This is a genomic window from Lactobacillus sp. C449L, assembly GCF_059900815.1.
The window spans coordinates 1-515 of the sequence record NZ_JBWXGA010000089.1 but is presented as its reverse complement, the minus strand read 5'-3'; the positions used below and the strand labels follow the sequence as shown (position 1 = coordinate 515).

Below are 515 nucleotides of genomic sequence, written 5' to 3'. Positions count from 1 at the left end.
GTTGTTCCTCCTAATTAATATGCTGCACCGTAAATTTTTTCCATATCTTTCACACTTAATTTACGAGGGTTATTTCGTAACAAACGAGTTTGCTTTGTAGCTTCCTCAGCCATTTGTGCCAAGGCTGATTCCGGAATATTAAATTCACGGAGGGATTGGGGAATTTCCACATAACGGCATAAACGGATCATGGCTTCAATTGCGGCATCGGCAGCCTGATCATCATTTAAATGGTCAACTTTTTCCCCTACAGCTTCTGCAATATCACGGAACCTATCTAAACATGCGACTTTGTTCCATTACATTACATAAGGGAGTAATAATGAGTTACTTACTCCGTGTGCCATATGGAAGCGTCCCCCAAGAGGATAAGCCAGAGCATGGACAGCCCCAACACCCGCATTTCCAAAGGCTAGTCCAGCCATAAGACTCCCTGTAATCATTGCCTCGCGAGATTCAATGTTATCCGGGGAAGCGTATGCTTTCGGCAAGTGTTTAGAAATAAGTTTCATGGC

Annotated in this window: 1 pseudogene; it reads right to left on the bottom strand. The window is 43.5% G+C overall.

Features of this window, described 5'->3' with window-relative positions:
- Nucleotides 1–14: 14 nt before the first annotated feature.
- Nucleotides 15–512 (bottom strand): annotated as a pseudogene (locus tag AC2JF9_RS08430) (iron-containing alcohol dehydrogenase).
- Nucleotides 513–515: the final 3 nt, after the last annotated feature.